The sequence below is a fragment of the Arthrobacter sp. ISL-48 genome (assembly GCF_018613805.1).
Taxonomy (GTDB): Bacteria; Actinomycetota; Actinomycetes; order Actinomycetales; family Micrococcaceae; genus Arthrobacter.
This window is the reverse complement of the sequence record NZ_JAGGPL010000015.1, coordinates 1-26,316: the sequence shown is the minus strand read 5'-3', so window position 1 is coordinate 26,316 and position 26,316 is coordinate 1. Positions and strand designations below refer to the sequence as shown.

32 protein-coding genes and 2 pseudogenes are annotated in these 26,316 nt (G+C 62.4%); 12 read left to right on the top strand and 22 right to left on the bottom strand.

What is annotated here, in order from left to right; all coding sequences use genetic code 11:
• The first annotated feature begins 15 nt into the window (after positions 1 to 15).
• Positions 16 to 723 carry a phosphatase PAP2 family protein gene (locus J7E83_RS14455; protein ID WP_251043892.1) on the top strand — a complete coding sequence of 236 codons (708 nt, stop codon included), beginning with the start codon at positions 16 to 18 and terminating at the stop codon, positions 721 to 723.
• 96 nt (positions 724 to 819) lie between these two features.
• Entirely contained in the window at positions 820 to 2,061 is a 1,242-nt protein-coding gene (locus tag J7E83_RS14450) for an NAD(P)/FAD-dependent oxidoreductase (RefSeq protein WP_214963295.1), read from the top strand.
• Positions 2,062 to 2,096: 35 nt separating this feature from the next.
• Here the strand turns inward: J7E83_RS14450 and J7E83_RS14445 are convergent, their stop codons facing one another.
• Together J7E83_RS14445 and J7E83_RS14440 are read right to left on the bottom strand one after the other, a co-directional pair.
• Complete coding sequence (locus J7E83_RS14445) at positions 2,097 to 2,315, bottom strand: hypothetical protein (protein ID WP_214963293.1); 219 nt, start codon at positions 2,313 to 2,315, stop codon at positions 2,097 to 2,099.
• A gap of 100 nt (positions 2,316 to 2,415) precedes the next feature.
• Entirely contained in the window at positions 2,416 to 2,703 is a 288-nt protein-coding gene (locus J7E83_RS14440; RefSeq protein WP_214963290.1) for a DUF6221 family protein, read from the bottom strand.
• Positions 2,704 to 2,970: 267 nt separating this feature from the next.
• On the opposite strand from J7E83_RS14440, the gene J7E83_RS14435 reads away from it, so the two are divergent.
• Positions 2,971 to 3,225: a hypothetical protein gene (locus tag J7E83_RS14435; protein WP_214963287.1), complete on the top strand. Its 255-nt coding sequence runs from the start codon at positions 2,971 to 2,973 to the stop codon at positions 3,223 to 3,225.
• A gap of 76 nt (positions 3,226 to 3,301) precedes the next feature.
• Here the strand turns inward: J7E83_RS14435 and J7E83_RS14430 are convergent, their stop codons facing one another.
• Together J7E83_RS14430 and J7E83_RS14425 are read right to left on the bottom strand one after the other, a co-directional pair.
• Positions 3,302 to 4,216 (bottom strand): serine hydrolase, encoded by a 915-nt coding sequence (locus tag J7E83_RS14430; protein WP_214963284.1) that lies wholly within the window; start codon positions 4,214 to 4,216, stop codon positions 3,302 to 3,304.
• On the bottom strand, positions 4,213 to 5,097 hold the full coding sequence (locus J7E83_RS14425) for a LysR family transcriptional regulator (RefSeq protein WP_214963281.1): 885 nt from the start codon (positions 5,095 to 5,097) through the stop codon (positions 4,213 to 4,215). The genes J7E83_RS14430 and J7E83_RS14425 overlap by 4 nt, the downstream gene beginning before the upstream one ends.
• An 80-nt stretch (positions 5,098 to 5,177) precedes the next feature.
• Here J7E83_RS14425 and bla point away from each other — a divergent pair, with 80 nt between their 5' ends.
• Positions 5,178 to 6,125, top strand: coding sequence for a class A beta-lactamase (gene bla, locus J7E83_RS14420; protein WP_214963278.1), 948 nt, complete (start codon positions 5,178 to 5,180; stop codon positions 6,123 to 6,125).
• A 36-nt stretch (positions 6,126 to 6,161) separates the two neighbouring features.
• On the opposite strand, the gene mmuM is transcribed toward bla, so the two are convergent.
• Positions 6,162 to 7,172 carry a homocysteine S-methyltransferase gene (gene mmuM / locus J7E83_RS14415; protein WP_214963275.1) on the bottom strand — a complete coding sequence of 337 codons (1,011 nt, stop codon included), beginning with the start codon at positions 7,170 to 7,172 and terminating at the stop codon, positions 6,162 to 6,164.
• Between the two features lie 92 nt (positions 7,173 to 7,264).
• Between mmuM and J7E83_RS14410 the strand changes: the two genes are divergently transcribed.
• Genes J7E83_RS14410 through J7E83_RS14400 form a run of 3 tightly spaced genes read left to right on the top strand, consistent with a single transcriptional unit; the run spans position 7,265 to position 9,311 of the window.
• Entirely contained in the window at positions 7,265 to 7,759 is a 495-nt protein-coding gene (locus J7E83_RS14410; RefSeq protein ID WP_251043891.1) for a hypothetical protein, read from the top strand.
• Positions 7,756 to 8,505 carry a cyclase family protein gene (locus tag J7E83_RS14405; RefSeq protein WP_214963273.1) on the top strand — a complete coding sequence of 250 codons (750 nt, stop codon included), beginning with the start codon at positions 7,756 to 7,758 and terminating at the stop codon, positions 8,503 to 8,505. The genes J7E83_RS14410 and J7E83_RS14405 overlap by 4 nt, the downstream gene beginning before the upstream one ends.
• A gap of 32 nt (positions 8,506 to 8,537) precedes the next feature.
• Complete coding sequence (locus J7E83_RS14400; protein WP_214963270.1) at positions 8,538 to 9,311, top strand: IclR family transcriptional regulator; 774 nt, start codon at positions 8,538 to 8,540, stop codon at positions 9,309 to 9,311.
• On the opposite strand, the gene J7E83_RS14395 is transcribed toward J7E83_RS14400, so the two are convergent.
• Together J7E83_RS14395 and J7E83_RS14390 are read right to left on the bottom strand one after the other, a co-directional pair.
• A complete protein-coding gene (locus tag J7E83_RS14395; protein WP_214963267.1) occupies positions 9,308 to 10,108 on the bottom strand; it encodes an IclR family transcriptional regulator C-terminal domain-containing protein in 801 nt (266 codons plus the stop codon). The genes J7E83_RS14400 and J7E83_RS14395 overlap by 4 nt on opposite strands.
• 115 nt (positions 10,109 to 10,223) lie before the next feature.
• Entirely contained in the window at positions 10,224 to 11,663 is a 1,440-nt protein-coding gene (locus J7E83_RS14390; protein WP_214963264.1) for an amino acid permease, read from the bottom strand.
• A 220-nt stretch (positions 11,664 to 11,883) separates the two neighbouring features.
• Here J7E83_RS14390 and J7E83_RS14385 point away from each other — a divergent pair.
• Positions 11,884 to 12,120: pseudogene (locus J7E83_RS14385) on the top strand (aldehyde dehydrogenase family protein); the annotation flags it as partial.
• A gap of 61 nt (positions 12,121 to 12,181) precedes the next feature.
• Here J7E83_RS14385 and J7E83_RS14380 read toward each other — a convergent pair.
• From J7E83_RS14380 to J7E83_RS14350, 7 genes and pseudogenes are all read right to left on the bottom strand, one after another.
• Positions 12,182 to 12,343 (bottom strand): annotated as a pseudogene (locus J7E83_RS14380) (AsnC family transcriptional regulator); the annotation flags it as partial.
• Positions 12,344 to 12,427: 84 nt separating this feature from the next.
• Positions 12,428 to 13,990, bottom strand: a complete 1,563-nt coding sequence (locus J7E83_RS14375) for an HD domain-containing phosphohydrolase (RefSeq protein WP_311379688.1) — start codon at positions 13,988 to 13,990, stop codon at positions 12,428 to 12,430.
• Positions 13,991 to 14,073: 83 nt separating this feature from the next.
• Positions 14,074 to 14,220 carry a lmo0937 family membrane protein gene (locus tag J7E83_RS14370; RefSeq protein WP_214963258.1) on the bottom strand — a complete coding sequence of 49 codons (147 nt, stop codon included), beginning with the start codon at positions 14,218 to 14,220 and terminating at the stop codon, positions 14,074 to 14,076.
• 170 nt (positions 14,221 to 14,390) lie between these two features.
• Entirely contained in the window at positions 14,391 to 15,146 is a 756-nt protein-coding gene (locus J7E83_RS14365) for a hypothetical protein (protein ID WP_214963255.1), read from the bottom strand.
• Positions 15,147 to 15,213: 67 nt separating this feature from the next.
• Entirely contained in the window at positions 15,214 to 15,864 is a 651-nt protein-coding gene (locus tag J7E83_RS14360; protein WP_214963253.1) for a class I SAM-dependent methyltransferase, read from the bottom strand.
• 51 nt (positions 15,865 to 15,915) lie between these two features.
• A complete protein-coding gene (locus J7E83_RS14355; protein ID WP_251043890.1) occupies positions 15,916 to 16,182 on the bottom strand; it encodes a YegP family protein in 267 nt (88 codons plus the stop codon).
• A gap of 196 nt (positions 16,183 to 16,378) precedes the next feature.
• A complete protein-coding gene (locus tag J7E83_RS14350) occupies positions 16,379 to 17,146 on the bottom strand; it encodes an SGNH/GDSL hydrolase family protein (RefSeq protein ID WP_214963250.1) in 768 nt (255 codons plus the stop codon).
• Between the two features lie 275 nt (positions 17,147 to 17,421).
• Between J7E83_RS14350 and J7E83_RS14345 the strand changes: the two genes are divergently transcribed.
• Both J7E83_RS14345 and J7E83_RS14340 read left to right on the top strand, forming a co-directional pair.
• Positions 17,422 to 17,721, top strand: coding sequence for a hypothetical protein (locus J7E83_RS14345; protein WP_214963247.1), 300 nt, complete (start codon positions 17,422 to 17,424; stop codon positions 17,719 to 17,721).
• A gap of 78 nt (positions 17,722 to 17,799) precedes the next feature.
• On the top strand, positions 17,800 to 18,555 hold the full coding sequence (locus J7E83_RS14340) for a class I SAM-dependent methyltransferase (protein ID WP_214963244.1): 756 nt from the start codon (positions 17,800 to 17,802) through the stop codon (positions 18,553 to 18,555).
• A gap of 101 nt (positions 18,556 to 18,656) precedes the next feature.
• On the opposite strand, the gene J7E83_RS14335 is transcribed toward J7E83_RS14340, so the two are convergent.
• Both J7E83_RS14335 and J7E83_RS14330 read right to left on the bottom strand, forming a co-directional pair.
• Entirely contained in the window at positions 18,657 to 19,583 is a 927-nt protein-coding gene (locus J7E83_RS14335; RefSeq protein ID WP_214963344.1) for an aminoglycoside phosphotransferase family protein, read from the bottom strand.
• A gap of 174 nt (positions 19,584 to 19,757) precedes the next feature.
• Entirely contained in the window at positions 19,758 to 19,970 is a 213-nt protein-coding gene (locus J7E83_RS14330; RefSeq protein WP_214963241.1) for a hypothetical protein, read from the bottom strand.
• A gap of 148 nt (positions 19,971 to 20,118) precedes the next feature.
• Here J7E83_RS14330 and J7E83_RS14325 point away from each other — a divergent pair, with 148 nt between their 5' ends.
• Positions 20,119 to 21,033 carry a hypothetical protein gene (locus tag J7E83_RS14325; RefSeq protein ID WP_214963238.1) on the top strand — a complete coding sequence of 305 codons (915 nt, stop codon included), beginning with the start codon at positions 20,119 to 20,121 and terminating at the stop codon, positions 21,031 to 21,033.
• 201 nt (positions 21,034 to 21,234) lie between these two features.
• On the opposite strand, the gene J7E83_RS21435 is transcribed toward J7E83_RS14325, so the two are convergent.
• Both J7E83_RS21435 and J7E83_RS14315 read right to left on the bottom strand, forming a co-directional pair.
• The gene (locus J7E83_RS21435) at positions 21,235 to 21,582 is read right to left on the bottom strand and encodes a T6SS immunity protein Tdi1 domain-containing protein (protein ID WP_214963235.1); all 348 of its coding nucleotides are present in this window, start codon (positions 21,580 to 21,582) and stop codon (positions 21,235 to 21,237) included.
• Between the two features lie 337 nt (positions 21,583 to 21,919).
• Positions 21,920 to 22,891, bottom strand: coding sequence for a YncE family protein (locus J7E83_RS14315; RefSeq protein WP_214963232.1), 972 nt, complete (start codon positions 22,889 to 22,891; stop codon positions 21,920 to 21,922).
• Between the two features lie 348 nt (positions 22,892 to 23,239).
• Here J7E83_RS14315 and J7E83_RS14310 point away from each other — a divergent pair, with 348 nt between their 5' ends.
• On the top strand, positions 23,240 to 23,731 hold the full coding sequence (locus J7E83_RS14310) for a hypothetical protein (protein WP_214963230.1): 492 nt from the start codon (positions 23,240 to 23,242) through the stop codon (positions 23,729 to 23,731).
• Between the two features lie 214 nt (positions 23,732 to 23,945).
• Here J7E83_RS14310 and J7E83_RS14305 read toward each other — a convergent pair whose 3' ends face one another.
• The 4 genes from J7E83_RS14305 to J7E83_RS14290 all read right to left on the bottom strand — a co-directional run bounded on the left by J7E83_RS14305 (position 23,946) and on the right by J7E83_RS14290 (position 25,618).
• A complete protein-coding gene (locus J7E83_RS14305; RefSeq protein ID WP_214963228.1) occupies positions 23,946 to 24,305 on the bottom strand; it encodes a PASTA domain-containing protein in 360 nt (119 codons plus the stop codon).
• 88 nt (positions 24,306 to 24,393) lie between these two features.
• Entirely contained in the window at positions 24,394 to 24,735 is a 342-nt protein-coding gene (locus J7E83_RS14300; protein ID WP_214963226.1) for a hypothetical protein, read from the bottom strand.
• An 80-nt stretch (positions 24,736 to 24,815) separates the two neighbouring features.
• Positions 24,816 to 24,980 (bottom strand): hypothetical protein, encoded by a 165-nt coding sequence (locus tag J7E83_RS14295; protein WP_214963224.1) that lies wholly within the window; start codon positions 24,978 to 24,980, stop codon positions 24,816 to 24,818.
• Entirely contained in the window at positions 24,977 to 25,618 is a 642-nt protein-coding gene (locus J7E83_RS14290; protein ID WP_214963222.1) for a hypothetical protein, read from the bottom strand. The genes J7E83_RS14295 and J7E83_RS14290 overlap by 4 nt, the downstream gene beginning before the upstream one ends.
• Between the last annotated feature and the right edge of the window lie 698 nt (positions 25,619 to 26,316).

Below are 26,316 nucleotides of genomic sequence, written 5' to 3'. Positions count from 1 at the left end.
CGTAAGGAACAACGATTGAAGCATCGCCTTTCAAGCACCCCTGGCCGGCGCCTGCCGTGGCGCTCCTGGTGGCTGCTGCCCGTATCCATGGTCCTGCTCTTCATCACACTGTCGATGGGGATTCTGGCGAAAAACTTCGGTTCACCTGGCCCGGACCTTGATGTGGATGTAAGCCTCAGCCACGGCCGCAGCCCGGCCCTGACCACTCTCGCCACGATCATCAACGATGCGCTCTCCCCGGCGGGCAACGTCGCCATCCTGGCCCTTGTGTGCCTGATCCTCATGTTCGGGCTGCACCGGCCGCTGACCGCTTTGGCGTTCGGTTCCACGGTTGCTGCCGGGTGGCTGTCCTCGGAAATCGGAAAGATCGCGGTGGCCCGGCTCCGGCCCCCGGGAGCATTAACACACGCACTCATCCCGGAAAACGGGTCCGACAGCTTTCCCAGCGGTCACACATCATTCGCGGCCGCGCTGGTCTTGGGCTCCGTCCTGGTCCTCGCCAGCACACCGACGCAGCGTGCGGCCACCGCCGTCGTCGGCAGTATTTTCGCCGCCACGGTGGGTTTGTCGCGGCTGTACCTGGGTGTCCACTACCCGACCGATGTTGCCGGGTCCCTGCTCATCAGCACCGCAGGAATACTGTTCTGGCTTCCCCTGTGGAACAACATCATCGAACCCCGACTCAGCCGGATCTCCCCTGGTTTTGCCAGCCCTCGCCGGTAGTCCACATATGTCCGCCCAGGTCCCTTCATTTCACCGGAGGTGCCACTGCATTCCCTGGCACTGTTGCCCGGACCCGTCGTGGAGTACGTTTCTCGAATGGAGGATACCCATCAGGTCATCGTGGTCGGGGCCGGATTTGCGGGCTTGACGGCAGCCAAGGAACTTGGCCGTAAAGGCGTGGATGTGCTGCTCATCGACGCGAACAGCTACCACCAGTTCCAGCCGCTCCTTTACCAGGTAGCCACGTCACAGATCGGAGTGTCGGCCATTGCCCGCCCCCTTCGATCCATTTTCCGCCGAATCCGGCGCGTGAAGGTTACCACCGCCAACGTGGCAGCGGTGGATGTAGCCAAGCGCACCGTCACCACGGACGACGGCGATACCCTCCAGGCCCAAACCCTGGTGATTGCGGTGGGCGCCGTTCCGAACTTCTTCAACACGCCAGGCGCCGAGGAACATGCCTTCCCGTTGTATTCGGTCACCGACGCCACCAGGCTCGGTTCCAGCCTGACCCGTCTGCTGGACCAGGCTGACCGGGAGCCCAGTGGCTCCGTGGACATGGTCGTCGTCGGCGGCGGTCCGACAGGCGTGGAGACAGCAGGAGCCCTCGCGGAAAACATCAAATTTGTAGTCACCAAGTTCTTCTCTCCGGAGCTCGCGGACCGCTGCCGGGTGCATCTGGTGGACATGGTCCCGTCCGTACTGAACACCTTTTCGTCAAAGTCCCAGGACTACACCAGGCGCCGCCTGGCCAGGATCGGGGTCCAGATGCACATGGGGGTCGGCGTCACCGAAGTCCGTCCCGACGGCGTGACGCTGGCCGACGGGACGGACATACCTAGCCGGCTGGTCGTCTGGGCGGGCGGCCTGAAGGCTGGCAACCTCATTGCCAACTCGGGCCTGGCCCAGGGCAAAGGCGGGCGCATCGACGTCCGCCCGGACCTGACCGCCCCCGACGTCGACGGCGTGTACGTCATCGGCGACGCGGCCAACATTACGGATTCGACCGGAGCCAAACTGCCACAGCTTGGTTCTGTGGCCCAGCAGGCAGGAAAGTGGGCCGCCCGCAACATCCACGCGGACATCAACGGCGGTACCCGCCAGGCTTTCCACTACTTCGACAAGGGATACATGGCGATGATCGGGCGGGGCGCCGCCGTGGCCGAGATCGGACGCAAGCGCATCCAACTCCAGGGGTCATTGGCTTTCGTCTCCTGGCTCCTGGTGCATCTGGCCCTCCTGTCCGGATTCCAGCAGAAGGTCCGTGCACTGTTTTCCTGGCTCAACGGCTACATCATTCACAGCCCGGCGCAGGTGGTCGTCGGCGCGCCTGAGTGACACCTGTCCAGTGCCGCCGTTGAGGGGCAGATGGGTCAGTGGAGAAGCCAGCTCGAATCTGATTCGCCGTCGAACTTTCCCGGCCTGCGCAGTCTGCGGATCAGGACGATGAATGGCCAAGCCATGAGCTGCAGAACGCCGCCAACAAGCAGCAGGAGAACGAAAAGAAACAACACCGGCGAGTACAACAGGAACACCGTCACCGCAGTTGCCACATAGCCGCCAACGAATGTGAAGATCGACTGTGTATCCATCTGGACTCCTATCAAACTGCCTCGGAGACCGCCGATACATAGGTAATAACACGAGAAGATCCGGTTGACAATGGAGCCGCCCAACAGCCTCCCGGGCCGTCTACAATCCGTCGACTGCCCAACCTTCCTCATAGTCCGGATGGTCCTGGTGGACCGAAGCCAGGCACATCAGGACATACTCACTGGTACCGCCGGTCTCGGTGGGAACGTCGGCCACCAACGGGACGTTACCCAGGATCTTCCGTTTGGCAGCGCATTCCGCCAGGACCCGGCCCGGATCACACCACCCCGTGACTCCGGTGCCCGGTTCCCCGCCGCTCAATTGTTGCCGGGCAGCGGACTCCGCTTCATTGATTCGCGCTTCAAGGAACTCAATGATGTCTGCCATGCACTTATCCTCGCATTCCGGTTTTGGCCCGCCGCTTCGTCTACTCCGCTGCAATCCCAGTCGATCGCTATCCGGCTCTCAGTCATGCGGCGAGTCTATGCAGAGGACAGTCGAACTCACGAATATTGCTGACCACTTTTCAGCCCTGACCAGGGTTTCCCTGACAGGTCGCCGCGGACACGTGAAAATCACTTCGCCGAAACACCACTGCAATCTCACCGGGGCATGCTGGCTTTACTGGGACACAACGAGCAGGAGGCGGCTCACATGGAAACTCAAGGGGTACAAACCGTCCAGCTTCAAACTGGCGACTACATCGAGGCGTGGCACAACGGGAAGCTGTTCCACCAGGGCCGGGTGACCGACGTCGTCCCCCGGCTGGATCTATTTTGGATCCTGGACTCTCGAACCGGCACTCGCAGGCTGCTGGATCCGGAGGCGCTGGTGATTGTGCGGGTGGCGGAATCGCCTGTTGCAGGCGCGCTTGGCGGCACCGCGAGCGCGGAGCCGATGCCCGCCTGATCGCGGACAGCACACGTTACATGCCTGGCCCTGCGCGGCCCAGGACACAGAAGCGCTGAGGCCAGCTGGAGCATTGCTAAACGAGTTCATCGTGGAGAATGCGCGCAGCATAACCCATCGCCTGCTCCGCTGACGGCTGGGCGAGAGCCGGCACCCGACTGCGGGTGAGTGCAACGACAACCAGGACTTCCCCGCCTTCATGTTCGACGACGCCCGCTTCGTGACGGAGGTGGACGAACGAACCCGTTTTCGAATACCAGGTTGAAGTATCGGCTGAGAAGTCCGGTGCGAGGCGATGCCGGAAGACGTTTGCGGCGAGCATGTCGCGCAGAGGTGCCGCCACCGCGTCCTCGATGTCTCCGTCCCAAATCTTTTGCAGAAGGTCGGCAAGCCCACGCGCGGTGCCGGCGTTAGCGCGCTCGATGTCCAGTTGCGGCAGCGGAGAGGGGTGCCCTTGTTTGTCAGCGGAGACGACGAGCGAGTGCACCGTGGCGACGTCCCGGGTTACAGTTTGGGTCGCGAGGGAGGCATAAAGTTCGCCAATCGGATGACGCAGGACGATGCCGCTCGTCCCGAGGGCCTGAAGCCATTCGGTGACATCGCGCGGGGAGACGATGCGGAAAATCGCATCTGCGGCCGTGTTGTCGCTGATCTCTATCGCAAGCCGGATGAGGTCCCCTACGGCGATCGTAGCCGGGTAAGTAAAGCGGGCTATGCCGGGACCGCCCTGAGATCGGCTCGCGTCATCGATGCGAACCGGCGTGCTCAGGTCGAGATCACCCCGTTGCGCGGCGTGGAGCGCGGCCGCTGCGAGTGGCAACTTGGCGATGGACGCCAACGGGAAGGGCCGATCAGGGTCAAGCGCGAGCTCCTGCCCAGTGCCGAGGTGACGCACGAGGAGGGACCCTGACAGTCCGGCAGTCTCGAGAACGTGCGCTGCTCGGCGCAGAGCGCTCGCCCGCGCACTGCTGCTGTCCGCCGGGACGGTCACGGCTGGTCCAGACTGACGACGCCGAGCGCCGCAGCGATTTCCCGCCGAAGGGCCGTATTGAACAGCTTCCCGCCGTCTGGAGTGCGCGACTCAAGCCGATACGCACGTGCTACATCCAACTCGCGCAGCCCGAACCATTGCAGACCCCACGCTGCGGCCTGATCCCGGGCGCAGAGGACCCAGTCGTCGCCTGCCAGCGCACCGGTGAGCGCGCTGACGACGCTTGCGGACGCGTACACCTGATGCGCAGCCAGCCCGGATTCCGCAGCTGCTGCTCGTGCAACGGACATAAGTTGGGCGGATGCGTCCTCTTCCAGGACGGCAATACGCGAAGCCGCGCGCGGCCCCAGGGCCCTGGTCGGACGCAGAACCGCAAGTGTAAGCGGCCTGATCCGATCGGTGGCTTGCGCGAGGCCCAGCGGCACTATCCAATCGGCCCGTGCGGTCTCGACCGGGAGGATGGCGGCATCCACCTCCCCCAGTCGGAACCGCAAGGAACGCCGCTCCCGGTCGTTTTCCTCGATCTCGACGTCGGCGCCCGCCCCGAGCGCACGCAGGCGAAGGGCTGCCCACCGGGCGGGATTTAGGTCGCCTGGTACGAGAAGGCGGATCGCGCCCCGAAGATGGGATGCTGCCGCATCGAGGAGCGAGCGTTCGGCGCCCAGAAGCCCCTGAGCATGTCCCAGAAGTGCCGCGCCCATCGGGGTGAGACTCACCTGGCGCGTGCTCCGTTCGAGCAGCGCCCCGCCGAGTTGGGCCTCGAGTGCGGCGACTCGCCGGCTTACTACGGGCTGGGTGGTCCGCTCGTCATGCGCGGCGGCCGAGAAGCTTCGCCGATGAGCGACGGCGACGAACGCACGCGCTCCACTGAGGACATCCATTCCACAATTATGCGGTAAATGCATTAATCTCGTCATTTTCGGCTTTGAACGCATCACACCCTGCCCCTCAGACTGGCCTCATGAATCCATTTCACGTAGCCCATCCGCAAAACCTGCCCTTCGACCCGACCCGCCGCGGGATCCTCGTGTTCGGCGCAAGCCAACTACTCGCAACGTCCCTAACCGGCACAGGAAGCCTGATATCCGCAGGCGGCAAGCCACCCGTGACGGGGAACGTCCATCGGCGTCTCGACCGGGCACTCGCCGACCTCGAATCGGCGACCGGCGTCACCATCGGGATTGCCGCGGGTCAACCAGGACAAAGCTCCTACACGTATCGAGGCGGTGACGCGTTCCCGATGTGCTCCCTTTTCAAGCCGCTCGCTGTCGCCCGGCTGCTGCGCGACCACGCATACGACGACGAGTTCTGGAAGCGCCGTATTCTGTTCCGTGACGATCAGATTGTCGAGAACTCCTTAATTTGCGCTGCCGACGAGGATCGGGACATGAGCGTCGAGGAACTCGCCGACGCTGCACTGCGTTTCAGCGACAACACTGCTGGCAATCTCCTGCTCGAACTCATCGGAGGTCCCGGGGAGATAGGCGCATATGCGCGGACGCTCGGTGCGCAGTCCACCCGTCTCGACCGGTGGGAGCCGGAGCTCAATGAGTCCCTTCCCGGGGACCTTCGCGATACCAGCACGCCGTCTGACATCCACAAACTCTACGAGGCCCTCCTGCTCGGCAACGCACTGAATACTCTCGGGCAGGCCCGTCTTCGCTGCTGGATGCTCCGCAACGCAACCGCAGGAAAGCGGCTTGGGGCTGCCGTCCCCCCTGGCTCTGAACTCGCTGACAAGACCGGGGCCGGCGGTTACGGAGTCGTGAATGACGCTGGCGCCGTGTGGAAGGATGCGCGTGCTCCCCTAACGCTCGCCGTGATGACCCGGACGAGCAATCCGGCAGCGGTGACCAGCAACGCCCTCATCGCACGCATTGGGCAGCTCGTTTTCGAGGAGCTCCTTTGAGGGCCGTTCGCCGATCCGGCGTAGTACCTAAACTGGTTAGCGTGGGAGCCACCTAAGACAGTTCATGCCCCCCCGAGGCAAGGGATTTTCTGACGGCCTGGCCACGGCGGCAATATCATCCGGGGTCGTCCGGCAGCACCCGCCTATGAGCCGGGCACCAAGTCCACGCCAGACGGCGGCTCCTGCCGCGAGGCTTTCGGGCTGCTGGCTACCGGGGCCGGCGGGGCTGTCCCCGGCTGCGGCCGGCCCCCACATTTTGGTGACTGCGTCATAAGTTTCGCCCGAATTTGGATAGGCGATGAGGGGCATATCGGTGGCATTGCCCAAAGCGTCCAGTGCCGGGGAGACCAACTCCAGTGGCACGCAATTCACTCCGACCGCCGCCACGAGTGGCTGATCCCCACAGAGCCTTGCCACCTGGGCCAGCGGCGTACCGTCACTGATGTGCCCTCCGTCCCGGAGCGTGAAGGAGAGCCAGCTTTCGACGTCGAACTCCTTTATCAGCGCCAGCAGGGCCTCGGCCTCCGGCAATGACGGGAGCGTTTCGCACGCAAGAAGGTCCACTCCCGCTTCCACCAGCGCTGCGATCCGAGGCCTGTGGAACTCCAAAAACTCGTTTCGGCTAAGGATGTAATCGCCCCGGTATTCCGACCCATCCGCGAGGTATGCGCCATAGGGCCCGACAGAACCCGCAATCAGCAGGGGGCCAGCTTCGGGGTGTTCGATCAGGTGCTCTCGGCGCGCTTCGTCGGCCAGCCGCACACTTAGTGCCACCCGTTCCAAGGCCGCTTCCTCAGTGATGCCGCGCCGGGCAAATCCCAGGGGTGTCGCCTGATAGCTGGCCGTGATGGCCACGTTTGCCCCGGCGCGGAAGTAATCACGGTGAACGCGTTTGACGAGTTGGGGCTGTTCCAGCAGGACTTTGGCGGACCACAAAGCGTCTTCCAGATTGCAGCCGTGCGCTTCAAGCTCAGTAGCGAGGGCGCCGTCCACTATCAGGTCCGCTCCGGCGTCGAGCAGGCGGGAGAGCTTGGTGTTACTTGGCATCGTTTAGGGCTCCAAGCGGTTCGGTCTTCTATTCAAGAGTATGCGCTATAAGCAACTTCTAATGCTTGTAATGATCATAACTCTATGCCAGCATGACATGCACCACACTATTGCACGCCGATCAGGAAGAGGCTTCCTTGAAGATTGAAATGAAGGCAGTGCGTAAGCTGCGCGTCCATTGGCCCATAGCCTCGGAAACCTTCTCGCGACTCGCAAAGGGCGATGCAGAAGCATTCAAGGACGAAGCGGGCATCGTGGCCCTGCTTCAGGCTTTATCTGGATCCCCAGACCTGGGGGATTTCGGCAACTACAGACATGTCTTCGAATCCGGTGTGGGTTTCGAGGGATTCACATGCGCTGAAGGTGCGACCCCTACCTTGGGGGCGGTAGGCCAGGAGACGATCTCACCGACCTTCGTCTTCACAACGTATTTCGATGCTGCACTCGATGACGCTGCGGTGCAACGCTTCCTGGAGCACATCGTTGACATCCATCCCTGGGAGGTGCCGGTCATCGAGCTGACGGGGCCGATGAGCGTCTCCAACACTGCCCTGCCGGCAGTCTTTGAAAGCCAGGCCGCATCATGATTGAAACCACAAGCGGACTTTGGGACGGCCTGCAGCCGCTTCTTGCCGGCAGGTCATTTACTGACCTGACGCACGCCTTCCACCCCGGCCAGCCGCACTTCCCGGCGTTCCCCGACGAAGTCAGGGAGACGGTATTCGACTTGGAGAAAGGCGACGGTTTCACCGCTCACCGGTATTCGATCATCGGCCAATGGGGAACACACGTTGATCCTCCCTCACACTTTGCCTCCGGCGGGCGGACCCTGGACCAGATTCCTGTGGAGGAGATGGTCCTTCCGCTGGTCGTCCTGGACATCACGGGGCGCGTCACTTCAAATGCGGACGCTACCCCCACGTTGGAGGACGTTCAGGCATGGGAAGACCGCAATGGTGCCATCGCGCCCGGGGCCTTTGTCGCGTTGCGGACAGGGTGGAGTCACCGATGGCCCGACGCCGGCGCCATGGCCAACAGGGACGACGACGGCGTCAGCCACACGCCGGGCTGGTCGCAGGAGGTTCTCTCCTTCCTGGTTGAGGAGCGGTCGGTTACTGCCGTCGGCCATGAACAGACGGACACAGACCCGGGGCTTGCCACGTCCCGGCAGGATTTCAGCCTGGAGACCTACATCTTGGCGCAAAACCGGTGGCAAATTGAGCTCATGGCCAACTTGGAAGGACTTCCGGAAGCGGGCGCGGTACTCATTGCCAGCTGGCCCAAGCCCCAGGGAGGCAGCGGTTTTCCGGCTCGGGTCTTCGCCATCCACTAAGAAGCATCCACCGAGTGGCTAGAATCGGACCCATGCCAAAGACATCCAGCATGGGCCGGGGAATCACGGCCGTCCTGGCGGCCGGCTCCCGCAACGCGGAAGGCCTGCCCGGAGGAACGGTCGCTGATATTGCTGCCGATCTTGGCAAAGACCGCAGCCAGGTTTCTCGCAGCCTGCGGACCGCCCAGCAGGAGGGGTTCCTGGCACGCAGGGATCGGTACTACACCCTGGACTGGTCGCTCCTTACGGACGCCCAGCAATTGACACAGCAACGGCTGCAGTCTGACGGTGTGACCGCGCTGGAAGGCCTGGCGGCTGAGACTGATGAAGGATGTTTCCTTGGCGTCCTGAGCGGGGACAGCACGGTCACCGTCGGCGAGCGTGTTCCAGCCAGCAGCAACATGGTCGGTTCGTGGCTGGGCCGCCCCTACCCGGCCTACTGCAGCGATGCCGGCCAGGCACTGCTGTGGGAAGAGTCCGACGACGAGGTCCGGACTATCTTTTCCGACGTCGCCTTCGTGCGTCACGGCCCCAATACACCCGTCGACGTCGAGGACTTCCTGTCACGACTGCGCACGGCCCGGGTGCGGGGGTACTCCATCGTGGACGAGGAAGCCGAGCCGGGACTGTATTCCCTGGCTGTGCCGATACGTGACTTTAAGGGCGACGTGGTGGCAGCGCTGCAGGTTGTCGGCGCCAAGACACGCCTGGAGCCGCGGCTGGAGCCCAGCGCCAAGGCTCTCGTGTCATGGGGAAAGTGGCTCGAGTCGACACTGGGTCACGCCGGTCCGCAAAACCGGCCCTAGCCTGCAAGACCTTTCCGGCCCGCGCCGTCCCTGGCGCGGCCCTCGTACCGTCCCAGCCGTTCACCTGCTGCCGTGAGGGCCCTTGCAATATCGACAGTGCCGGACTGGATCTCGGCCCGGCCCCCCAGGACGCTGAGCGCGGCAAGAATGGAGCCATCAGCGCCCCGGACGGGAACGGCCAGTTCGGAGACTCCGTGCTCAAATTCTTCCTCTGCGACAATGCAGCCCCTTTCCCTGTCCCGCTCCATCAGTTCGGCGACTCCCTGGGGCGAATGGGCCGCCCCGGGACCGCCGACGCCAATGAAGTTAACGTCCTCAAGGAGGGCTTGAACGGCTGGCTCATCTTCGTCCCAAAGCAACGCCCGGCCGGACCCCGTACACCAGACGGGCGTCACCATGCCGGGTTTCACGAAGCTGCCGGGGACTGCGTCATTGCTGGAGGCCCGCAGGAGAATGACGCGGAAGCCCTCGCGGACGGAGAGCCTGGATCTAAGGCCGAAAGAAGCCGCCAAAGCCTCAAGTTCGGTCCTGGATTCTCGGACCCAGCCGGTATTCAACGATGCGGCCAGGCTGAAAAAACGTGGGCCGGCTCGGAAGGGGCCGCGGTCGACACGTTCCAGCAGCCCCAACTCGCACAATTCCTGGGTCAGACGGGAGACGCGGCTTTGCTCCATCTCCAGCTCGGCTGCGAGCTGGGAAACGCCGAGAAGCCGCCGGCCCCACTTCTCCCGGTCTGCGACCAGCCGAACAATCCGAAGTCCTTGGGCCATGGACGACGCTTCCGAGGAGGAATCCACGCTCCATGCTCCTTCCGGCCGATAACTACGCCTATTCTCACATGCCTTCACGGCTTGGTGGCCGGGGACGAAAGCCCCGGCCACCAAGCTGAGTAGCCGTCAAGTGATGATGGCGTCAGGAGGCCTGGTTGGTGCGCGCTTTCCGACCGTACCTGAAGTAGTAGAAGGCGTAGCAGGCCGCGACAAAAGTGAGTCCAAAGTAGAGGGCCGCCACCTGGTTCGGGTCATAGGCGATGCCGATGAGCGAAATGAGACAGAGCGAAAAGGCCAGGATCGGCACGAGCGGAAACAGCGGGGCCTTGTAGGGAAGTGCAGCAACATCGCCGCCGTTCTTGACGAAGGCCCTCCTGTGGAAGAAGTGCGAGGCGGTGATGGACATCCAGACTCCGACGACGGCGAATCCTGCCACCGAAACGAGCGCCAGGTACACAGTTTCGGGCGCAACGACACTGCTGATGAGTGATGCCAGGCCGCCCACCATGCTGACGGAGAGCGCGACCATGGGGATGCCGCGCCGGGTCAGCTTTTTCAGTGCCCGGGGGGCCTGCCCCTCATCTGCAAGGGAGTAAAGCATCCGGGCGCAGGAGAAAAGACCGCTGTTTCCGGCGGAGAGCAGCGCGGTGATGATGACGAAGTTCATGACGTCGGCGGCAAATGGAATGCCGATGGATGAGAAGACGGTAACGAACGGGCTTTCGTCCAGTCCGACCTGGTCGAACGGGATGGTGGCGGCAATGACAGCGATGGCCCCGACGAAGAAGATCAGGAGGCGGATGACTGTGCTGCGCATCGCTTTGGGGATGCTGGTGGCGGGGTCAGTTGTCTCGCCCGCTGCCACACCGATGAGTTCCGAGCCAGAGAAGGCGTAGAACACGGCAAGTGCGGTGACGAGGACACCGGTGAAGCCGTTGGGGAAGAGGCCGCCGGAGGTGTTGAAGTTCTCAAACATGAAGGGATGACTGGCCCCCTCGCTGAGCGGGTGGAAGCCGAACAGCGCAGCGCCGCCGAAAACGATCAGGACCACGATGGCGCCCACCTTGACGATGGCAAACCAGAACTCGGATTCGCCGAAGAACTTCGAAGAAACTGCGTTCAGACCGAAGAGGATCGAGGCGAAGATGAGGCACCATACCCAGACGTCAACGCCCGGGAACCAGCGTTGCATCAGGAGACCGGAGGCAGTGAACTCCGATCCAATGGCAACTGCCCAGCAGAGCCAGTAGAGCCAGGCTGTGGTGAATCCGGTGGCCGGCCCGATCGACCTCGCCGCGTAGATATGGAAGGAACCTGAGACCGGATAGGCAATGGCAAGTTCACCGAGGCAGGCCATCACCAGATACACAACAAAGGCGCCGATGAGGTAGGCGATGACCGCTCCGAGCGGCCCTGCCTGGGAGATGGTGTAGCCCGAGCTCAGGAACAGGCCGGAGCCGATCACCCCGCCCATGGCGATCATGACCAGATGCCGCGGCCCCATGGACCGCCGGAGCCCGGAATCAGCGGACGCGGGAGTAATGGGCTGTGGTTCCAGCCGGACTGGTGCTAAGGGTTCCATGGTTTCTCCCAGGTGAGTGGACAGGTCGTGATGCGAAAGGTATGTACGCGTCCCTCTTTAGGGGACAGGCGGCTTCGAAGCTGTGCAGCAGCGGTAGTGATGAAAGTAACACAGAACAGCAATTTGGTCATCAAGAACATTTCGTCATGCGTATGTTGAACGCAATAACGAAGGAGGGGGTCATGTCGAATCGGCATGGAGATCCCTAGATGGACAGAGGAAGGAAGAAGTATTCGGGCCGGTGGTCATGCTGCGCAGATTCAACACCTTCGAGGAGGCCATTGAAGTCGCCAATGCCATCGAATTCGCCAATGCCATCGAATTCAGCCTTCATGCCGGCATATTCACCGACTCCCTTGCCAGGGCCATGGACGCAGCCCGACAAATCGAAGCGGGAGGCGTCATGATCAACGATTCCTCCGACTACCGGTTTGACGGCATGCCCTTCGGCGGGGCGAGCTAGCGCGTGCCGCGCCTGATGAGACTGGACAGCGTCATGGCCGTCACGGTGTTTGTAACCCCTGGATATGCCCCTGGCGTTCCATCCGTTCGACCCGTTGCCGGACTGCGTTCCTCGACAGGAGAACTTTGGTGGCCAGCTCGGCATGGCTCTCGCGGGCGTTCTTGGTGAGCTCCGCAAGAATCCTCTGATTGATCTGATCAAGACTCACTCGATCCATGCCTACCCTTCGCAGCAACTGTCCCCGGGTAATCGGCCCTCCAATGCTACCGGCAGGAGTATGCCGACCTAGGCGCCGAATCTGCTACCTGGGCGGGGTCCCTTGCTCGGTCAGACCGTGCGCCATCGCGAACAGTGTGGCGCCTACCCGGTTGCTTGCACCGATCTTGGTGTAGATGTGCTCCACGTGGTTGCGTACGGTCTTGCGGGCGAGAAATAGGCTGGCGGCTATCTCGGCCGGATTCATCCCGCGGCACAGCATGCCGAGGATTTCCACTTCCCGGGAGGTGAGACCGGCCGGAAACGCACGCTGACGGCGGGGCTGCTGGCCGGCCGCCACGAGCACGGCTTCCGCTGCTTCCAGGCTGTGCCTGCCGGCTGAGACTTCGCGCCGAAGCCTTGCCGCCGCATCAGTCGGACCGAGCGCAGGCCGGTGCGGACGTGGCTCGAGGGAAGACTGGTACGCGTCCGCTGCCGCCAGGAGTCGCTGCTTCATCCCCAGTTCCGTTCCGCCGATCCCACGTGGATAGCCCGAGCCATCGAGACGTTCGTGGTGGGAGCCGGCCAGGGCGGCCACGCCCTTCAGCCCGGGAACGCGACTCAGGATCCGCTCTCCCAGATATGGATGCATGCGCACGCGTTCGAGGTCCAGGCGGGAGAGCGGCTCCTTCTTATCCCACACCTGGTTGGACACACCCAGCCGGCCCAGGTCGTGTACCCATCCTGCGCGCCTGAGCTCTACGGCGTCGGCAGGCGGCAGCCCGTACTCCTCGGCTGCGTGGGCCACGAGGACCGCCACTCCGCGCGAGTGGCCCGCCGTGTAGGGAGACTTGAGGTCGGCGAAGTCGCCAATCGCACGAAGCACGGAGTCCAACTGAACACCGGACAGCGTGCCGTCGTCGGGAGCCACGTCCAAGGCCACCTGCCAGCAGTCGATATCGAGGAGTCCTTCGGTAAGCGTCTCGGCCTGATCGATGAACAGCTCAGCCAGTGCCGGATCGAATTGGCTCCCCCGGCGGGACCGGACCATAGCCACCGCACCGGCCAGCCCTTCCCCCCGCAGGAATACCTCCGCAGTATCAGCAAGATGCGTGATGCGCATCTCCAGCGGGATCTCCGGCCCATTGACGCCTTCCGGCAGCCCTTTGCCGTCCCAGCGCTCGAAGGTGTGGGCGAGCAGCGCTGCCACGCCGTCGTCCAGCCCCACCCTGCTGGCCAAAACCCCGGCGGAGACGCAGTGCGAGGAGATCAGCTTCCGGACAGCTGAGTTGCCGGTCGTGGCGAACCGCGTCCACTGTCCCAGCCTGGCGAGCGGCGGTAGGCCGGCGCCGGCATGGCCGAACATGCCGGCATACATGGGCAGGCCACGCTGGTCGCGGGTGTAATAGTCGGCGCGGAAGGCAATGTCGTCCGTGAACAGCGCGGCCAGCTCGAAGGAGTCCGCGTGGCAGCCGATCCAGGCCAGCAGATTGGCGTAGTAGATCCTGCCCTGGCCGGCGGCGTCGACTCCCGCTGCGCCGGCGATCCGCAGCGCCAGCAGGGAGGACCGCAGCATGTGTTCCATCGGTTGCCCCAGCCCCAGATCAATGGCGAGCGAGAGCGCGGCGAGGACTTCACTGCGCCGAGGGTCAGGCGATGACTGCGTCACGCCTCCCATTCTAGGGAGCTAACGGCGGTGCAACTGTGAGTTCACATGGATGATTCGTGGCGACGGCGGAACATTGTTTCGTCTTAAACGCGGGACCTGCCACGGACGAAGTGGAAGATCAAGACCACCACGGCAATAACCAAAAGCAGGTGAATGAACCCCCCACCGATGTTGCCGAGCAGGCCAAGAAGCCAGAGAACAGCGATGACGATGGCTATCCAAAGCAACATGAGAGTCTCCTTTGTTATGTGGCGTGTATGGAAATGCACCTTCCCTCCCTACATAGCCACAGAATCAGACCAAAAAGCAAGCATGCTTAGTAGTCGTTTTTCTCGCGCTGATCTTCAGCACATGCTGGGAGCCTCGCGCCACGGGGTCCGTAGGCTCCGGCCTTAAGCCCTCAGGCGGCCTCATTCTTCCTCGTTGCCATCTGTGCGAGGCCATGCTCGCGGCCGTGGGCCGTGGACGGGTACCTGATGCCCACTCCGGCCGCGAACAGTCCGCGCTGCGGCAGCCAGAAGTCCGCGAGGCGCTCCTGTACTGGCAATGCACCCGGAACTCCTGCATCCTCACCGAGGATGGCGGCCCGGGAGTCCGCCACCAGCCACAACTGCCGTGGCTGGGCCTGAAATGTCTGGCCGTTCGGCACCACACCGGAGACCTTCATCCTTCCCGCTTGCAGTAACGGGCCGGCGAACGCTCCCATGGATCGGAGCACAGTCTCGTTGCGCCACAGCGCCTCTGGCATCCGCACTGCCATGGCGGTCAGCATCGAGGTGGCTCCGGATTTGCTGAGCTCCAGGCCCCAGTCGACTATTCCGGGAACCCTGATCCGGGCGCTGAACGGCCCGCTCCACTGGATGTCGACGTCGGTCGTGACAGTGTGCTGGACGGCTGCGCCGAAGTAGCGCGCGCAACTGAGCTCGGGCGAGGCGTTTGCGTAGATTGTCCACTCGCCGTCGGGCGTTCGGTGCCAGACGGCGCGGTAGCCGGGCCCGACGGAGCTGGCCGGAAAATCGCGGAAGGTCAAATAGTGGCCGCTGGTGAACGGTAGTCCCAGGACGGCGTAGCCGGCGAAATGCTCGGCTGCGTCGTCCGGAAGTTCGGCAAGTTTCGGTGTTGCCTCGGCTGATGACTGCGGCTGGAAGATGGTCATGGCCGCCTCCTTCTCTCTATGTCCTGAGACTAGGGCCGGGCGATTGGAATGGCATGGGGCAAGTGCCTCATTTTGACGTGGCATAACCAAGAATGTGGGCGACCGGCGGTGCCAGGGGGTGGACGGCGAAGCCGAAACGCCGGTGGTCCCGGACTGTGAACCCCGCTGCGGCGATGGCCGCGAGGGTGTCCCTGTTGGGGTGGCAGCCGCCGGCGATCCGTCTCCAGGCCGGTGTCAGGAGATCCTCGGCCTTAGCGAGCAGCGGCCGCGTGGAGCGGACATGTTCGTAGAAGGCCAGGGTCCAGCCGGGCCGCAGGACCCGCTGTATTTCGGTAAGGACCCCAGCCTGGTCGGCAACACTGCACAGGACGAGGCTGGCGACGACGGCGTCCGCTGTGCCGTCGTCGGCCGGGATATGTTCTGCGGCCGCGGCCACCACGGTAACGGGGACAGGGGCAGAGGCTGCCCTCTCCAGGGCCAGGTTCCTGAGGTAGTCATCCGGCTCCAGGGCTAAGACCTGCATGACGGTATCCGGATATAACGCGAAGGCAGATCCGTCGCCCGCCCCGATCTCAACGACGGTTCCCCGCAGTTCTGCGAGCAAGGTACCCCGGTGCCCGGCGCCCCCGCGGCGGTTCATACCTCCGACAGCGCGTGCGTACGCGCGCGCGAACCGGGGATGCTGCAGCCGCGACAGGTCGCCGTCGTCCGTGCCCATAATGCTCCTTAAGAACGGTGCCGAGGGCTGACCTACCGAAAAGCTGCGCGCTCAGGCCACCTTAAGGGCGGCCGCCCCGGCGCTGACGGCGTCCAGCGGTATCTCCGGGCAAAGGTCGGATATCAGGCCCATCCCGGCGCATTCACGCACGGCGGTGATCCCAATAACGGCCGCCCGCTTGTCAACGAAGGGCGGGGACACAGCCATCACCGTTCCATCCGCGGCTTTGAGCCGAAAGCCGAAGCCCGTGGTTCCGTCAAAAAAGAGTTCGAACGTACCGGTCACCGGGCCCCCTGCCGTTTGGGCATCCTCGCCCATTCCCCTGATTTTTTATACCTGGAACTGGCCGATGCCACGTCAGCCAAAGCACAACGAAACGCTTAGAAGCGCCGATAAACCGCCAACGAGAAGTGGGGTTTGATCTTCGATCACGCTAACCGCAATCCTGGCCCTACCGCAAGGGGCCGGCGCGAATCCGGGCTATATGTTTGCGCTGCGCCGCTGCGCCGTGAATTTAGTCGGCCGGGCGCTCGCCTATATCCATGCTGGTAGTCCCCTGCAGCGGGTCGGCGAAGATATCGGCGCTTTCGCCTGAGCTTGCCGATGAGGCCTGGTCGATGACGGGAATCATGTGCTCGAGAAGGTAGCGTTGCCCGGCGATCGTGGGATGGTCCCCGTCCGGGCCTATCAGATCCTCCACATCGTTGCTGATCCAGCCCTCCTCGATCGGATCGACAAACTTGGCACCGGCCCCCCGGGCCGCAGATTCGAGTTGTCCACTTATGTCCAAAAGCCCAGGATCAGGGTCCGTCGAGTACGACGGCGGCCCCACCACGATGATCTTCGCAGCGGGGGCCAAAGCCTCTACGCGCGTGATCGCCGCCGAGGCTGCCTCAGCAACCCCACCGGCGGCATAGCCCAGGTCGTTTTCCGAACCGAAGAAAACCACAATACCGGTATCCGCTGTGACAAACTGCTCCGCTTCTGTGCCGAAAGTGCCCCCGTAATAGCCCGGGCTGAGGTAGCCGCTGCCGTCCTCGGCGGCATTGAGCACCTGAAATCCAGCCCCGACCGGATCGGTCCGCATCAGCGCTGGCCAAGCCTCCCCCGGCGAGGTGCCATGTCCAGTACTCAGTGAATCCCCAACAACAACAACCCGAACTGCCGTGACACCGGGCAGCGGCTGTCCGGCGCGGGCCGACGCTGCCATCAAGAGGACGGTCACCGCTCCCACCGTTGCGAGCAGGCGGCGGCGCGCGCGTGGAGGCAGGCTGATGCGCATAGCTGCCGCCTCCCGCCAGTTCCGTACCCGTACGCCGGGCCCATTCGCACTACGTATCCAATGAATCTATTCTGGGCCATGTTGAAAGGTACGGGGGTCAGTTTCAGAAGCCGACTGCAAAGAATGTCAGAAGTCCTCTGCACAAGGGTCGCCTCTTCCTGCGGCGGAGTTGTGCGTCTCACTGACGGATCGGCTAACGGGCAGTCGGGGATGACATTTATCGCTGCGATTCACAGTGCGATCAACCTTCAGTGCAGTCTCATGAACGGTCGTTTGTGAAAACGAAACTCTTCAAGTCCGCCCGTGTCGCTGATATGACGGACAGGCAGACGATCGCCAGGGCAAGCGTTCACCGGGCTTCGCTGCCCCTGCAGGCTGCGGCCGCTGCTGAGCTGATCAATGACAGCAATCTCGAAGACTTAGCATTCTCGAACTTCCAGCAGCGGTTTGACGCAGGCACCATTCAAGATCCAGATCGGAGATGTTCCAGCCGGTCTCTGATCGACCGGACAGCGGTTCGGGTGGAAGCTTTGAATTCCATTCAAAGCTGCGTTTTTACTTTCATTCCTGGCTAGCCGTCACAGCTTCCCCCGGGAAGCACCGATGCACTTCACTGGTAGACAATTTTGGCTGTCGGGTGCAATAGTGGCGCGATGATCAACCAGCAACAGCTCTGGGACGAACACGCCGCGAAACAGTACGACACCCCCGGAGAGGGAATGTTTTCCCCAGAGGTGCTGGATCCCACGGTAGAGGTGCTGTCCAAGCTCGCGGGCCACGGTCCGGCCATCGAGTTTGCCATTGGCACGGGTCGTGTCGCCATCCCGCTCTCAGAGGCGGGGGTCCAGGTCAGCGGCATCGAACTGTCTCACGCGATGATCTCCCGTCTCCGTGAGAAAGTCGGAGAAGACCACATTCCCGTCGTTCAGGGCTACATGACCGAGGCAACCGCGGGCGACAGCTTCTCGCTTGCATTCCTGGTGTTCAACACCATCTCCAACCTCTTGACACAGGACGAACAGGTCCGGTGTTTCCAGAACGCTGCCCGCCATCTTGCACCCGGCGGGCGCTTCGTCATTGAACTCTGGGTGCCACAACTGCGTTCGCTGGCACCCGGACACGGCGGAACAGTCGAGGTAAGTGAGCCCGGGTACCTCCTGGTCGATACCTATGACGTGCTGCACCAGCACGTCATCTCGCACCACGTGCGATTCGGCCCTGAACTATTGGATGGCCGGGATGCCCGGATTGTACGGACACCACACCGGTACATCTGGCCCAGCGAGCTCGATCTCATGGCGCGGCTGGCCGGGTTTGAGCTGGAAACCAGGTGGGCGGACTGGGACCGCAGCGAAGTGACCGCCGAGTCCCGCAGTCACATTTCGGTGTACCGGCTCACGGCACGCTGAGGGCTCCCTATCGGGCCGTGGAAGACGAGCAGGCCAAATAGCATTGCGAAAACTGATGAGTCTGCGATTCACAGCAGTGAAGTGCACGCCTCGGTGCTGGTTCACTCACTGCCGCTAACGGCCTTATGGATGGCCCGGATATCGGGATCACCCAAGATCCTCCGAAGCGTATTTCGGCCGAGGGCACTCATGCCCGGATTCGTCGTTCTGTAGTACGAGACCAGGCCTATGGACTGTTCAAATGCCCACGCCGCTCCTCGTAGCCACTCCACGCGGCCAGCGCCAAGACTTGCTTGCAGAAACTCGCGTCCTTCGCGGTCCAGAAGATGCCAAGCTGCGACAAGATCTAGTGATGGATCTGCTGGGCCAAAGTCACCCCCATCCAGAACACCGACCAGATGCCCGCCACTTACGAGCAGATTCGCCGGGGTCAGATCACGGTGACTCATGACGTGTGGCCCGGCTGCGGGGAGCTTCTTGAACTGCTCCCACAGTGCGCGCAGCCGTGGAACGTCGAGGAGATCCTCGCTGTTCTCAAAGCAGAGTTTCATCCAGTGGTCATGATCGACCAGGTTGCCGCCCCTCCCTGTACCACTAAAGCTTCGCCCGCGGGTTCCGGCTTTCCGCAGGGAATCAACCAAGAACCCGAGATCCTGCGCGAACTCGGACGATCCAGCGAGGCCGGTTGGGGAAGCGACGCTGCCTGGGAGCCAGGTCTGAACCGACCATGGCATCGGATAGCTTCCCGAGGGCCGGCCAATTGCTACCGGCAGCGGAGTGGGGAATGGGCAGTGGTCGGACAGCTCAGTCATTGCCGCGGCCTCGGCCCGCAATCTCGACTTCACCGTGTCTGGCTCCTCTGCTCGAAGCCGGAACCGGGCGCCCAAATCCGACCCTATTCGAAAGATTGCATTAACAGTACCGTCAGCCGGAACATCCACGATCGGCTCCGTACTCCACTGAGGGAACTGACCCTGGACCAAGTCACGGACAGTGTCCAGGTCGATCGGTACCTGATCGTGGTGCATCATTCGTTATCTCCTCTGAGTTACTACGAACTCCGATACACGGCCCATAGAACACTCGCCTGAGCCCCTAGCGCCACGCCGCGGGTTTCGAAGGCTTAGAGCTCAACCTCTCAATTTTCGGCATGACCTGAACGCTAACACCTGTCCGGTGAAGGATCCTTCACCGGACGCGTGCTAACGGTCAGCAGCGATGCCGCGCGAAGCGAGAATGGTGCCGTCCGAGACCAGCGCCACGCGAATTGATGCAGCGTGGAGGTCGATTTGGCCGAGGTTGCCTTCAACGGTGTAGTGATCTCCCTCGATGATGAGGTAGTCGATATTGCCGTAGTCGACTGACCCGTCAGGGTCCCGCGAAGGACGGGAACTGAGCTGGCCCGTCCAGGTCAAATCTCTTACACCATCGAACGCCAGTACCCCCTTGCGGTAGCAGTATTGCTCTCCCGCGCGTGCCGGCATAAGAGGTGTGTTCCTCGGTCAGCACGAACTCCGCGGTGAGATTAGGCCTTTGAATCCGCCAATGAGACAAGATGTCTAGATGGCGAATAGAACTAAGAATAAGTATCTAGGTGACGTTGGAGAAACTCAGGTCCTTCGAGAACTCCTCGACACTGGGGCATCCATAAACAGCCTCACAGCGTCTGACTATGGGTGGGATCTCCATGTCCAACTTCCCGAAGAGGTGTTGGATGCCGCGATGATCAGTCGCTTCGGCCCAAAGGACACGTGGAAGTTGTCCGGTCATGTGGTCCACGTTCAAGTGAAGAATCAGACAAGTGGTTCCGACCCGAGCGTTAGAATGGGCACTTTGAGGGGTTGGCTGGAAGCTGTAATCCCAACATTCGTGATCATCGTGCGCCCAGAAGGCATGATCTATTTGAGTCCGTCTGTGTTGCAGGCGAAGCATGACCGCGCCGTTGCTAAAGGAAAAGACGAAGACGGTAGCGTGTCGATGAGCGGAGGCGTTCTATTGCCGCGCGATAGGAACTTAGGGCACCTTCTGGCGATATGGACAAAGCATTACCAGGTCATGATGGCAGGAGCGGATGACTGTGGGGACAGCTTCGACCGGATTGCAGCGCTTCCGGAGCCCGACCGCGAGGAGAAGGCTCGGTGCTGTGCGCGGGACTTGGCCACCGATATCTCCACCGCGTGGTTGACCGAGTTCGATAACTCCGATCGCTATTCAACAGAATGGACCGTTCCGGTAGGTCATTTCAGTATTGCAGCCGCCGAAGAAATTATTGGTCGAGGCGAAGATAGCGAGAAAGAACGGGATGCCTTCGAGCAAGAGGTCGCCATGGCGGTCAACGGTCAGCAGATGGGCGACGGTTACTTCGACAGCAGATTTTCAAAGATCTACACAACTTCCGGTGATCCATCGAAAGCCCGGGACGACGGAGTGAAAGTCATCGAAGATATCTGCTTCTTCATGGCACAATTTTTGGACTAGCAAATATTCATAGGTCCAGGCTGCCTTCGACCGTCGCTCCTGTCAGTTCACTTCCTAAAATTCGGCTACAGAGACGTGGAGTAATCGTAGCTATCTAGTCCTTGCCGAGCTTCGGTCAGCGGCGCGGGCGAAGGTAAGTCGTGGGCGTTCGGTGAGGGATCGTTCACCGGACGCCGACTTGGGGGCTGCCGTCGCAGAAAGCTAACCTCCCACCATCCGGTTGATCTCGGTCCCCGGCGGCAGACGCATTGCGCCTAGCCGCAGCTGACCGCAGATAGACCAGTACGCCTCCAAATCACTGAGCTCGACATTCTCGACGGCATCCGACCCACCGAGGAACAGTGGAACCCGGTAACCCGCACATTGATGCGGGCTCAAGGGCAGGGAATCGCTGTTGGCGGCCGACCAGATCTCGAAGAATTCTCTTGCCAGAGCGGCGTCCGCATACTCGGTGAGTTCTTCATCGTGGAACCCGGAGAACGGCGCAGGGATCTCCAACGTTTCGCCGGTACCCGGTTCAAAAATGAGAACCAGCGGCTGCCCTTCCACAATGCGGCCGAGATCGACGGCGAATTGCCTTCCAAGCCAATCGAATCCGAACGGGCATATGCGAGCGGCGAACTCTGGGAACGCCTGAGCAATCAGTTCTAGCGCGAGGGGACCAATCTGGTCGTCATGGACCGATAGAGGCCACCGTCGAAGGATGCGCCAGAGAACTCAGAGGAGAAGTCGGTTTAGCCCTCAACCTCCGAGAACCGGTCATGACGCCATGGCTCCCCAACTTCGATGGTGTCCCGAAGATAGCGATACTCGGCGCGGAATCGTTCAAGCACAAGGGAACCCTTCACTAGAAATTGCCCTGCCAAGGTGCGGGCATATGTAAACCCTAATGATGGATCGAACTCCGGGGCGAGCCGGCATCGGCCTGGCAGACGGTGTTCGTAAGCCGGTGGCACAGCGGACGCCGCTGCGTCCGATTGGGATCCTCCGCCGGGACATCCTGTCGTTCGCTGGGACCTTCAGCGTTGCTCTTGGTCCGAGAGACTCGGATTCCTTCCGGCCGCTCCGCCGGTGCGAGTGACGGTGCCAGAACCTCGCGGGCTCTCGAACGGTTGCTCCGTCTGGCTATCAGGACCAGTGCGGCAGCGCCCATCAGCACCACCGCGACGACGGCGCCAAGGACTGCCGGAATGCTGGCCCAGAAGCCAGCCCGCGCTTTGTCGGAGGGTGCCTGTGCCGGCGGACCTGGTTCTTCGGCCTGCGGCTGTGTCGCCTGAGCTTTGGACTGGGGCGGCTGGGACGCGCGGAGGATCTGGGAAGCGAAGACAGTCACGGATTTGGAAGTTGTGTTCGTAACGAGGACGGATCCGTCGGGTTCGAGGGCGATATGCCCGGGGTCCTGGCCCGTGGGTAGGCCGACCGAAACGCTCGTTCCGCCAGGTCTGATGACGGAAAGGCCGTTGGCCAGGTAGAGGACGTAGACAGTTCCATCCGGGCCGACCGCGACTTCCTTCGGACCCCCTGGTACTGCCACGCGGTAGGCGACCGCTACGCCTTCGGGCTTGATCACGGCGAGGTCGTTTGCCGTGATGTTGGTGCCGTCCGGGCCGACCGCAATCCCGTGCGGGTCGCTCGTCCGCCCGGGCGTGGAACTGACCTGAATGGTGCGTGAGACGTTGCTCGCGCCAGCAAGGATCACCGAGACCGTCCCGTCATTTTGGTTGGTCACGTATGCGGTGCCGTCCTTTGCTACTGTCAGTTCCCGGGGATTCGCTCCGACGATGATCTCGCGCGCCGGCGCGTCTGCTCTGGGCGGGATGACCGAGTCCGTGCCAAGATCGGGGTTGGGAACAAACACCGTCCCGTCCGGCGCCGCGGCTGTCCGGTCCTGGTGATTACAGCCGGCGGAGGTCCGGTAGTGAAGCGGTGGGCTTCTCCATTCATGGGCTGCCAAAGCGGTATCAAATCGGCAGGGACACAGTCCGGCAGGCATTGTCGTCCAGGAGAGGAGACAGGCCTGACGCGCGAGGATCCGCAGGGAGGCCAGCACGGAGGCAATCTTCTATCTACCCGCCCGGGAGATATGGTCCCGAAATTTAGGTGCTTCAGGCAATCTTCCGTCACACTTTTCGGTTCAGTAACTGGTAAGTTGGCGGCATATTGGGAGCGCAGTGGGTGCTCCCGCGCACTGAAACGGACTTCCCTGATGAGTGGCTACTACCCGCAGCACAATGACCAGCCGCAATCGCACGAGCCCGTGGTGTCGCTCTCTTCCCTGGAGACGAAACGGTCCCGGTCGCTGCGGACCACGGTCGGGGTCTCGTGCCTGATCCTCACTGCCGGGGCCGTGTTCTATACGGGCCTTGACCTGTCTTTGCTGGGTCGTTTCAGCGGCGCCACGGACATGGTCTTCGCTGAGTCTGCAGCAGGGTACGCGGTCGGCGCCGCAGCCTACCTCGGAGTCGGCATCTGGGTGCTTGCCGCCCGGAAGACGACGTCGAAGGCCCCGCTGATTGCAGCGGTGGCGGTCGGCGGGATTGCCGCGGTTCTTCTGCTGCTGGGGCTGGTGACGTCCCCGGCGGCGAACCATGCACCGCACTACGGCAGCCTCGCGGTGAACCTGCTGATGATCATGCGTGCCATTACGGCGCTGCGTATCCGTCCGGCTCCCGCCGTCGTGGCCGCCTCCCGGTTCTAAGAGCCGATGGTGGCACGGGCTGACCGATCAGACGTCGCGCGCTCACTGGGCTGATTCTCACGGTTACCGCAGTTGCGGTGATGGCAGCGGGCTGCACCTATGCCGCACCCCCGCCCAGCCCGACAGCCCAACCGCGGCGGTGTAGGTTCGCAGCCACGGGAAGGAAGGCTCGACCTTGCAGGTAATTCAAACCCGATGTCGAGCGAGCTCGAGGTCACTCAAATGGAGGTTCTGTCTCCGTGAGATCGACGCGTTGCTCGGGCTGCGGAGTTGTCGCATGGGCCGAATCCGCTGGCGGAGCACCAGGGCGCTTCAGCCAGGCGTTGGATTCCGAATCTCCGTGCGCGACAATCTCGACAGCCACAGCGTCCCAGCGGTAGGCGATGGTACCGGAGGCTGGATGTTGCGATGTGATGTAGAACAGTCCGGGCCAAGCGAGGGCTCCGATGGGCGGCCCGTCCGGATCAGGATTCGCAAGGGTCACGCCGGCATCGTGTGCCACATCTCGGCCGACGTGAAACGGCAGCCCGACAACATCAGGCACCGTCACCCGATCGGCAAACCTCTCCTGCATTCTCCCAATCTAACTCAGAGAGGTATCCGCTGTAACGGGTGCGAACCGTCCGGTGGGGGATCCCTCACCGGCCTTCGCAGCAGGTTGGCTAGGGGCCACCCATCAGGCTGCAGCTGAAATTGCCCTGATCCGTTCGGATGACGATAAAGACTCTGGCCTCGGCCGCCGGCGCTTCCGCAAATATCTCAGCCCCTCCTGCCGTCCTGCCCTGGGAAGTTGGGTCGAGCAAAGCACGTTCAGCGGGTTTCGGATCGGGACCGCAGTTATAGTCGCGGCCTGCAAATTGCACTTTGGAAGGAACTTCCTTGGGCGAAAAGACCCAGTCCGACGTCTGTTGATGGATGTTCCACAGCCTCACGCCCGCAAGAATCCCTGCGAGCACCAATGCGGAAACGATAAACGACAATGCAATTCGCGTACCCCGGCTCACGGAACAAACGATCCCCGAACTCAGCGTGAAGGTCAACGAACCGCTGAATCAGCTGGAGCTCTGGCAGCTACCGCCCAAGCTCACTGATGTGCAGCGGCGCCCGCATGCCGATCCCTTACCGGACGCCTCCCATCCCGAGTCCGGGTGGCACGACCATGCGCCTTCGGCAGTTCCTGGCCGTAGAGGGCGTAGAAGAAGACTGCCGCGAAGACCACGAGCAGGACCGGGTTGTTGAGTGGATTCATCCCTGCACCTCTTCCTCAGGCCAGTACTTCTGGACTCCAACAGCGGCATCTCGAAGCTGAAGGCCGTCGAGGGAGATGGAGCTTTCGGGCATTCCCATGTCCGTCCACTGGGCGACAAGGCGCAGGTCCCCGGCCGACGGCAGCGGCCAGAGCCAGAGTGCGGCGTTTGCTGACATGTCATCTTCCCCGCCATTACCGCCCTTGGGCCGGTATTCGAAGACCGGGCCATCAGGCTTCTGGTCCCGCGGCTTGTCCCCGTACATGGCCAGGGATGAACTGCTGGCCTTTGTGCCGTCCGGGAACTGGACTCCGAGCAGGAGGATGGAGTCGGAAGAAATGCCTCCATCGCGCACTTGCTGCGGCAGCCGGTGAAAAACGGCATTGATCTCCGTCCACTTTCGGTCCTCCTGGTCGGTGCGACGCAGAATCCAGTTCACGTCAATGATGCATCCGGTGGAGTAGACCTTCACGGCTTCAACGGCCATCACAAAGGTCGGGGACTGGTGGACGAACCGATTCACCGGGACGAGGGCGGGCAGTTCGTAGCGGGGTGGCGCCACCCAGGGAGGTGGCGTGAACCGCGGCGTCCGTGGGCGGGGAGGCGGTGACGGGATCGAGTAGTCCTGGAAGAAGGTCACGGTCGTTCCTACGGTTACGATGGCTGCGACCGACCAGTGGCACAGCGGCGTGCGCCGCTTTGGATCCCCCAATCCGTCCTTACCGGCCCCAGTCTAGCCTCGGACCACAGTCCTAGGGATCGTGATGCCGGCGCGACGGCACGAGCATCCGCACGGCCACCTACTAGTGGGACTCAAGCCGACCAGCTGCAGTAGTGCAGCAGAGAACGTCCTTGCACACTGCCCAACGGCCGATGGCTGCCGATGCGCCTACGGTGGACCACGGGATCAACATCAGGGGGTGCCAACCAGTACCTAAAAGGCTGCCCAACACCCAGAACGCGAGGGTCGGCACCGCAAAGGAGGCTCCAATGTGGATCCGTTGATTCCGGATCGGGCGCAATAGGTAGGCCAATACCCAGGCCAGTGGAGCCGCGAAAACCAGAGCAACTCGGAAGCCATAGAAGACCGCCATGCCCAAAAAGCCCCACACGTGGCCGATGTCAGTTCCATTCCTCACCGCGGGTGCGCCAAAGTATGCCGCAACCACGACCAGTAGCACGCCTACCCAGCGTGAGGTTGCAATCAGCCAGCCAAAATCTCCCCACTTCGTGAATCCTTTGGATCTCTGGGAGTGGCGTAAACGATGGTGGTCTCAACCGGTCAACGCACCGCCGGTAATCGATGATGAGCAAGTGTGTCAATGGCCAGCTGTTTCT

Excerpts from the sequence above, each read along its gene's own strand:
- J7E83_RS14425 (WP_214963281.1), bottom strand. The coding sequence starts at position 5,097 with ATGGATGTCCTCAGTGGAGCGCGTGCGTTCGTCGCCGTCGCTCATCGG.
- bla (WP_214963278.1), top strand. The coding sequence starts at position 5,178 with ATGAATCCATTTCACGTAGCCCATCCGCAAAACCTGCCCTTCGACCCG.
- J7E83_RS14360 (WP_214963253.1), bottom strand. The coding sequence starts at position 15,864 with ATGGGCACGGACGACGGCGACCTGTCGCGGCTGCAGCATCCCCGGTTC.
- J7E83_RS14410 (WP_251043891.1), top strand. The coding sequence starts at position 7,265 with ATGACATGCACCACACTATTGCACGCCGATCAGGAAGAGGCTTCCTTG.
- J7E83_RS14440 (WP_214963290.1), bottom strand. The coding sequence starts at position 2,703 with ATGGCAGACATCATTGAGTTCCTTGAAGCGCGAATCAATGAAGCGGAG.
- J7E83_RS14335 (WP_214963344.1), bottom strand. The coding sequence starts at position 19,583 with ATGCACCACGATCAGGTACCGATCGACCTGGACACTGTCCGTGACTTG.
- J7E83_RS14350 (WP_214963250.1), bottom strand. The coding sequence starts at position 17,146 with ATGCGCATCAGCCTGCCTCCACGCGCGCGCCGCCGCCTGCTCGCAACG.
- J7E83_RS14400 (WP_214963270.1), top strand. The coding sequence starts at position 8,538 with ATGCCAAAGACATCCAGCATGGGCCGGGGAATCACGGCCGTCCTGGCG.
- J7E83_RS14450 (WP_214963295.1), top strand. The coding sequence starts at position 820 with ATGGAGGATACCCATCAGGTCATCGTGGTCGGGGCCGGATTTGCGGGC.
- J7E83_RS14325 (WP_214963238.1), top strand. The coding sequence starts at position 20,119 with ATGGCGAATAGAACTAAGAATAAGTATCTAGGTGACGTTGGAGAAACT.
- J7E83_RS14445 (WP_214963293.1), bottom strand. The coding sequence starts at position 2,315 with ATGGATACACAGTCGATCTTCACATTCGTTGGCGGCTATGTGGCAACT.
- mmuM (WP_214963275.1), bottom strand. The coding sequence starts at position 7,172 with ATGCCAAGTAACACCAAGCTCTCCCGCCTGCTCGACGCCGGAGCGGAC.
- J7E83_RS14370 (WP_214963258.1), bottom strand. The coding sequence starts at position 14,220 with ATGTTGCTTTGGATAGCCATCGTCATCGCTGTTCTCTGGCTTCTTGGC.
- J7E83_RS14405 (WP_214963273.1), top strand. The coding sequence starts at position 7,756 with ATGATTGAAACCACAAGCGGACTTTGGGACGGCCTGCAGCCGCTTCTT.
- J7E83_RS14365 (WP_214963255.1), bottom strand. The coding sequence starts at position 15,146 with ATGACCATCTTCCAGCCGCAGTCATCAGCCGAGGCAACACCGAAACTT.
- J7E83_RS14310 (WP_214963230.1), top strand. The coding sequence starts at position 23,240 with ATGAGTGGCTACTACCCGCAGCACAATGACCAGCCGCAATCGCACGAG.
- J7E83_RS14305 (WP_214963228.1), bottom strand. The coding sequence starts at position 24,305 with ATGCAGGAGAGGTTTGCCGATCGGGTGACGGTGCCTGATGTTGTCGGG.
- J7E83_RS14355 (WP_251043890.1), bottom strand. The coding sequence starts at position 16,182 with ATGGGCGAGGATGCCCAAACGGCAGGGGGCCCGGTGACCGGTACGTTC.
- J7E83_RS14340 (WP_214963244.1), top strand. The coding sequence starts at position 17,800 with ATGATCAACCAGCAACAGCTCTGGGACGAACACGCCGCGAAACAGTAC.
- J7E83_RS14295 (WP_214963224.1), bottom strand. The coding sequence starts at position 24,980 with ATGAATCCACTCAACAACCCGGTCCTGCTCGTGGTCTTCGCGGCAGTC.
- J7E83_RS14390 (WP_214963264.1), bottom strand. The coding sequence starts at position 11,663 with ATGGAACCCTTAGCACCAGTCCGGCTGGAACCACAGCCCATTACTCCC.
- J7E83_RS14435 (WP_214963287.1), top strand. The coding sequence starts at position 2,971 with ATGGAAACTCAAGGGGTACAAACCGTCCAGCTTCAAACTGGCGACTAC.